Consider the following 6,562-nt stretch of genomic DNA (forward strand, 5'->3'; position numbering starts at 1 on the left):
GACATGGAAATTCCAACTACGGCAAGCATTGCAGCCAAAGGTCATGCAGTGGCTCATCGCAAAGGAAGCATCGACTGGCCCATTTTCTGGATCAGTGGCGGCTTCTTCCTGCTGTTCCTGATCGCAGCGCTGGTCAATCTGCCCTGGCTAACCACGGCGGTGGACACGGCTTTCACCTGGGCCACAAGAGGGTTCGGGCTCTACTGGCAAGTGCTGATGCTCGCCACCTTCGCGGTCAGTCTCGGCATCGCGTTTTCGAAGCTCGGGCGCGTGAAACTCGGTGGCATCGCGCAAAAACCGTCCAATTCGACGTTCAACTGGGTGGTGATCATCATGTGCGCGCTGCTGGCCGGCGGCGGTGCTTTCTGGGCAGCCGCCGAGCCCTTGATGCATTTCGTCAATCCGCCGCCCTTTTACGGCGTGCCGGGCAAAACCTATGCGGGCGGTGTCGCGGCGCTTGCGCAATCCTTCCTGCACTGGGGCTTTCTCGCGTGGGCCGTGCTGGGCAGTCTGCTGAGTATCGTGTTGATGCATTTGCACTATGACAAGGGCTTGCCGCTTGCGCCGCGTACCTTGTTGTATCCGTTGTTCGGCGCACGGGCTCTCAAAGGGCCGATTGCAGCGATAGCCGATGCAACGTCGATCATTGCGGTTGCCGCGGGGACAATTGGACCGATCGGCTTTCTCGGTCTGCAGATTGCCTACGTGCTCCATTCCGTCTGGAACGTACCCGACACGATCACCACGCAGGCGCTCGTCATTCTTGCGGTCACGGCGATCTTCACGGCGGCCTGCATTGCCGGCCTCGAAGGGCTGCGCTTCGTCTGCAAGATCCACGTGTGGCTGATGCTCGGACTCGCTGCATTCCTTTATGCATTCGGGCCGACCGAATTTCTGACTACGGTCTTTTTCAAGGCGTTCGCCACACACATTGTCGATTTCGCGCAAACCGCCATGTATCGCGGCGATGGCAAGTGGCTCAATTCATGGACGCTCTTCTACTGGGGCTGGTTTATTGGCTACGCGCCGATCATGGCGATCTACGTCGCGAAAGTATCGCGCGGCCGCACGATCCGCGAAGTGGTGGTGCTGTTGTCGGTCGCGGCGCCGCTGATCACGATGCTGTGGTTCACGCTGGTCGGTGGCACCGGAATCGGTCTCGAACTGAAGTCGCCCGGCGTGGTAATCGGCCATGGCACGCAACCCGAGGCGCTGCTGTTAGGCGTTGCTCAGGCGATGCCGTTGCGTAACCTGATTTCCGCGTTGTTCCTGTTTCTCAGCTTCTTCTCGGTGGTGACGAACGGCGGTTCGATGGCCTACACCATCGCGATGGCGGTGACCGGCGATCGCGGCGAGCCTGGCAACTGGTTGAAGATTTTCTGGGCGGTCGGCATGGGTCTGGTGGGCGCCGTGTTGATTACGATGGGCGCCGGCGGCGTGAGCGCATTGCAGTCGTTCATTGTGATTACGGCCGTGCCTGTGTCGATCATCATTCTGCCTTCGTTGTGGGACGCGGTTCGTATCGCCCGCACGATGGCCGCAGAACAAGGAGTGAAATGATGGCGCACGACGCGATCATGGAAGAACAACGCGAGCGCCTTGCGGGAGTCGGCGAACCTGCGGACTCCGCAGCGTATCCCAGCGCACCGCTGCGCAGTCCCGACATCACGAACCGCACCGAACGTCTCGGCGCGATGCACGGTACCCGTCTGAGCTTCGTGCGTTCGCTCGTACGGCGGATGGCGCACGACAACTGGCGGGTCCGCGTCACCCACATGGATCTCGATGACAACGGCTATGGTGTTTGCATCTATACCATCGAAGCCTATGGCGAGCGCTACAGTCAGGTGATTTTCTCGCAGCATCTCGACGACGCCGAGCGGACCGACCGGGTCATCGCCCAGAAGTGGGACGTTACGTCAGCGCTGCTCTGCGGAGTTCCCAGCGCCGCCGACATTGAGTACTTGCGCGGGAATGTCCCGTTGCAGGAAGCGGGGCGTCTGCGTGCAAACGACCTCGTCCTGTGCCGCGCGAACAAGAGCGTGCGCAACTTTAGCTACGTGGCGGAATGCCTTGCCGCGGGGAGGCAACCCGATCCCGCCATGTTCGAACGGGTCGGCTATCTGATCCGGACGACCGCGGTGTACGGCAACGGAAAATTCGGCATTGCGGACTATCCACGGCTCGTCGACAGCCAGGCATTCAATCGCGGCTTCTCTGCGCAGATGTGCGCCGTCTTCGTGCTGCGTGACTTTAGCGTGCGGCTTGTCGAGCACGTTGCGGCGCGGCGCAATCCGCGCGCAGCGGTCAAACTGGCGCACAGCTTCCGGCGCTATCTTGGGGTGGGCAATGCAACCGGGCTTGGCATGGCGCCGTTTCTCGTGCGTCATCCGATTCAGGTCGATCAGTGGATACGGGCACGCGAGACCGCGCTTGCTCGCGTGCTCGGCGTTGAATCAGTCGAACCCGCTGCATTCGGACGCTGTATGGGATTGATCGCGCGTGCGGCACGCCACGTTTCTCAGGTTCACACCGATCATCCGCAGGAAGCGGCTCGCAATGCGTTGATTCTTGCAGAGTTGCCACGGCTGGAGCGTGAGCTGCAGATACGTTACGAACGAAAAGACACGTTCCGCTGGAGCGAGTTGTTTGCATGGACGGCTCAGGCGCTTTCCTGTGCGACGCAGGAAGTCTTCGTCACTGTGTTGCTCGAACTTTATCCGGCCTTGGTGGATTCGATTGAATGTGCGGCGCCGGTGGATGATGCGCAAGCGCTCGATCCAGACATGTCTGTTGGAGAATTGCTCAAGATTGTCGAACAGGACTACCGATGGGTATTCGAGCAGCCCGAAGCGCAACGTGACGACGATCATTTCTTCTGGTACAGATCGGCGGAAAAGGAAGAGCCGCGGCTTGGCGTGCGTGCCGAGGAGAAAGGGGCGGAGCGGGAGGTCCCATTGGACATTGCGCGTCAGGTGCTGCGGCTGCACACGAAGCTGAAAGCGGAAGCGGATGGCTTACGCACTGTCGCGGAGTTTGTCGGCGAGGCGCCTGAGCATCGCGCCATAGTGCGGCGAATTCAGGCGCTCACATCGCATGCTTACGGTGAAATCCGTCACAACCTGCTGGCGCGAGACATGCTGCCGATCGATCTGATGCGAGCCAAGCTGTCCATGTTCGGTGCGAGCAAGTTCGATCCGAAGTCGAATCTCTGGGTTCGGGTCACGCTCTTTCAGGGCGCCCCGACGCTCGATGATCTGTCGCCGGAGATGGTCGACGATTGGGCGTTTCCGTGCGTGCCGGGCGGCAACGACGTAGGGGGGCTTTAACGTGAAAATGGCAATCAACGAATTGAGCTCACTGTGCCGTAGCGCGCTGGAAGGCAGCGGCTGGGCGCAAGGCGACTATGAGGACGCTGCGCAAGCTGCGGTATGGCTGCAGGCGATGGACTTCGACGGCATGGATGCAATTGGTGCGCTGCTAGGCGCCGCGCGGCAGGAGGCATATTGCGTCGAGCCGGCGTTTGCGGCCACGCGGCGCACAGGCGCACAGGGAACTACCTCCTGTGCGGGGCTCGCTGGCTGCCTGCTCGCATTTGAGCTGGCGTGGGCGCGGGCGACGCAGGCTGGCGTGGGTACCGTGCGGGTGTCCAATGCGTTGTCGCCGCGTTTGGCTCTGTATGGGCTGAAGGTCATGTGCAGGCGCGGCCGCCGGTTCGATCTTTCGTGGACAGACGCTGCCGGCCGGCATTTTGCCACCGCATCTGGACACGACGAGTATCCAGACTACCTGGGTTTCAGCGCCGAGGCAGCGACCACGGCGCCGGAACTCACGGTTTGTTGCAGGGTGGACGAGGCGGCATCGAAAGCATCGCGTGCCGGGGATGTGCCGCTCGCCGGAGCAATCGATCAGGCGGAACTGGAGGCGCGCTATCGCGATGCCTTGTGGCGCGGTATCGAGGTCCATGCTTCGCATCTCGACCGGTTGGTTGCGTGGAAGGACAAGGTGCTTGTTCCAGCCACGCAGGCGTCGCGAGAACACGGTGCAGGAGGCGCGGATGACGGATTCTAAGGTGCACGCGGAACGTGATCGTATTGTCAATGATGTCAGCGTAATCAGGACCGGTCTGCCGCAAAGCGCCACGCAGCTTTTCGAATGGGCGGTCCTCAGCAACGGCACGCTATATACGGCGCAGATACCGGTGGGTGCCGATGGTGCTGTCGTTGCGGGAGGTATCGAGAAGCAGGCGCAGCAGGTCTTCGAAAATTTGATGCAGACGCTGGCCGCGGCCGGCGCGTCATATCGCGACGTCGCGCAGATTCTCATCTATGTGACGGATCGGGCGTGGTTGCCGGCCGTCAACGCGGTGTATCGGGAGCATTTCTCGGCGCCGTTTCCAAACCGCGCATCGTTCGTCGTGGCCGGCCTTGCTCGTGAGGAAATGCTGGTGGAAATCGTGGCGTACGCCTGCGCGAGGCCGCAGGCGCGCTAGCGGCGCGCCTCACTGTTGACGGTTGAGCACACCGCCCCGTGTGTTGAGGCGCTCGCGTTCTCAGGCGTCGCCGACCGTATCCGGCAGGATGAGCTGGTCAGGCAGGCGTGAAGGCGTGAAGCGGGTCGCGACGTAGTACAGCGTGCCGGGCACGATAATGCCGACGATCCACGATATGTCCACGCCGCCAAGATATCCGACCCACTGCCCGGTATAAAAACCCGTGGCGACGAACGGCATCTGCACCAACACGCCCACCATGTAGACGGCTATGCCCACCGGATTCCAGCGCCCGTAGCGGCCATTGGCGTCGAAGAGCGCGGGCACGTCGTAGCGCTCGCGCGTCACCCAGTAGTAATCGACGAGGTTGATCGCACTCCACGGTGTGAAGAACACCAGCAGGAACAGCAGGAATGACGAGAACGCCTTCAGAAATGAATGCTGCCCGGCGAGCGCAAGAGCGCTCGACACGCCCACGGAGAGAATCACGAAAACGAGGCGGGTCCGTTGCGAAACTTCGCGGCGCTGACCGAGGCCGGTGACGATCGTCGCCACTGACATCACACTGCCATAGGCATTAAGCGTTGTGATGGTGAGCTTGCCGAGCGCAATCGCGAAGTAAAGGATCGAGGCGATCATACCTGTTGCGCCGAGACCGACGATAAACGCGACTTCGTGCCCGGCGAAGCGGTCGCCCGCGAGCGAGGCGGCGAGCACGCCAAACGTCATCGAAACCTGCGCACCGATGACTGTTCCGCTGAATACAGCCAGGAAGGTATGGAGCGCCGAGGTGGATTTCGGCAGATAGCGCGAATAGTCGGCAACGTAGGGACCGTATGCGATCTGCCAGGACGCCGAAAGCGAAACTGCGAGCAGGAAAGAGGCGACGGTGAAATGCCGGTGAGCGAGGAGCGTGCTCCATGTGTGGCCGCTCAGGAGAGTGGCGAAGAGATACAGGAAGGCCAGTGTGCCGATGATGCTCGATACGCGACCCATTGCGTGAATGATTCGGTAGCCTAGCCCGGTCAGCAGGATTACCACGGCGGCAAAGATCAGGATCGCGACCGTATTGTTCACTGCCAGTAGTTCACCAATGGCCTGGCCGGCGAGCACCGTGCCGCCCGCGGAGAAACCCACATACATCACGCAGACGAGCACGAGTGGGATGATTGCGCCATAGACGCCAAACTGCACGCGGCTCGAAATCATTTGTGGCAAGCCGAGTTGCGGGCCCTGCGCGCCGTGCAAGGCCATGACCGAGCCACCAAGAATCTGCCCGATCAGAAGTCCGATCAGTGACCAGAATACGTCGCCGCCCAGCACGACGGCGAGCGCGCCGACCACCACTGCTGTGATCTGCAGGTTCGCCCCGAACCAGAGCGTGAACTGGCTGAACAAATTGCCGTGACGCTCGGCGTCGGGAATGTAGTCGATTGAACGCCGCTCTACCAGAGCGGTTCTTCCACTATGTGATGCGGTACGGGCCATTGTTGCGCTCCTCTCGGAAAGGGAACTGCTGAGGTATCGTGCCCGTGCTCGCCGCGAATCGCGGTGCGGCGCACGAGGCGTTGAACAAACTGGCTTGCGCCGTTCAGATCTGTGCCGCAAGTGACGGCACGATGTCGTGAAGATCGCCCACCAGACCATAATCGGCGACGCTGAAAATCGGCGCTTCCGGGTCCTTGTTGATCGCCACGATCACCTTCGAGTCCTTCATCCCGGCCAGATGCTGGATCGCACCCGAGATGCCGACGGCCAGGTACAGTTGCGGCGCGACGATCTTGCCAGTCTGGCCGACCTGATAGTCGTTCGGCACGAAACCCGCGTCCACTGCCGCGCGCGAGGCGCCCAGCGCTGCGTTCAGCTTGTCGGCCAGCGGTTCCAGAACCTTGGTGTAGTTCTCGCCGTTACCCAGACCGCGGCCACCCGAGACGATGATCTTCGCCGAGGTCAGCTCAGGACGGTCCAGCTTCGTGACTTCACGGCTCACGAATTGCGACAGGCCGCTATCGGCGGCTGCTTCGATCTTCTCGACCGTTGCGCTGCCGCCTTCGGCTGCAACCGCATCGA

6 protein-coding genes are annotated in these 6,562 nt (G+C 61.5%); 4 read left to right on the forward strand and 2 right to left on the reverse strand.

The features are described 5' to 3' along the window. Positions 1 to 3 precede the first annotated feature (3 nt). Genes AC57B6_RS12275 through AC57B6_RS12290 form a run of 4 tightly spaced genes read left to right on the forward strand, consistent with a single transcriptional unit; the run spans position 4 to position 4,492 of the window. Positions 4 to 1,560: a BCCT family transporter gene (locus AC57B6_RS12275; RefSeq protein ID WP_028195729.1), complete on the forward strand. Its 1,557-nt coding sequence runs from the start codon at positions 4 to 6 to the stop codon at positions 1,558 to 1,560. Then, positions 1,557 to 3,329 carry a hypothetical protein gene (locus AC57B6_RS12280; RefSeq protein WP_496421429.1) on the forward strand — a complete coding sequence of 591 codons (1,773 nt, stop codon included), beginning with the start codon at positions 1,557 to 1,559 and terminating at the stop codon, positions 3,327 to 3,329. The genes AC57B6_RS12275 and AC57B6_RS12280 overlap by 4 nt, the downstream gene beginning before the upstream one ends. A gap of 7 nt (positions 3,330 to 3,336) precedes the next feature. After that, positions 3,337 to 4,071 carry a DUF3726 domain-containing protein gene (locus AC57B6_RS12285; protein WP_406869774.1) on the forward strand — a complete coding sequence of 245 codons (735 nt, stop codon included), beginning with the start codon at positions 3,337 to 3,339 and terminating at the stop codon, positions 4,069 to 4,071. Further along, positions 4,058 to 4,492: a RidA family protein gene (locus AC57B6_RS12290; RefSeq protein ID WP_046572261.1), complete on the forward strand. Its 435-nt coding sequence runs from the start codon at positions 4,058 to 4,060 to the stop codon at positions 4,490 to 4,492. Before AC57B6_RS12285 ends, AC57B6_RS12290 begins: the two co-directional genes overlap by 14 nt. A 60-nt stretch (positions 4,493 to 4,552) precedes the next feature. Here AC57B6_RS12290 and AC57B6_RS12295 read toward each other — a convergent pair whose 3' ends face one another. Then, positions 4,553 to 5,980 carry a purine-cytosine permease family protein gene (locus tag AC57B6_RS12295; RefSeq protein ID WP_030099512.1) on the reverse strand — a complete coding sequence of 476 codons (1,428 nt, stop codon included), beginning with the start codon at positions 5,978 to 5,980 and terminating at the stop codon, positions 4,553 to 4,555. 103 nt (positions 5,981 to 6,083) lie between these two features. Continuing rightward, a partial coding sequence (locus AC57B6_RS12300) for an electron transfer flavoprotein subunit alpha/FixB family protein (protein ID WP_496421430.1) occupies positions 6,084 to 6,562 on the reverse strand: 479 nt, incomplete at its 5' end.

The sequence above is a fragment of the Paraburkholderia sp. BGA-UO-ETr-F12 genome (assembly GCF_059567945.1).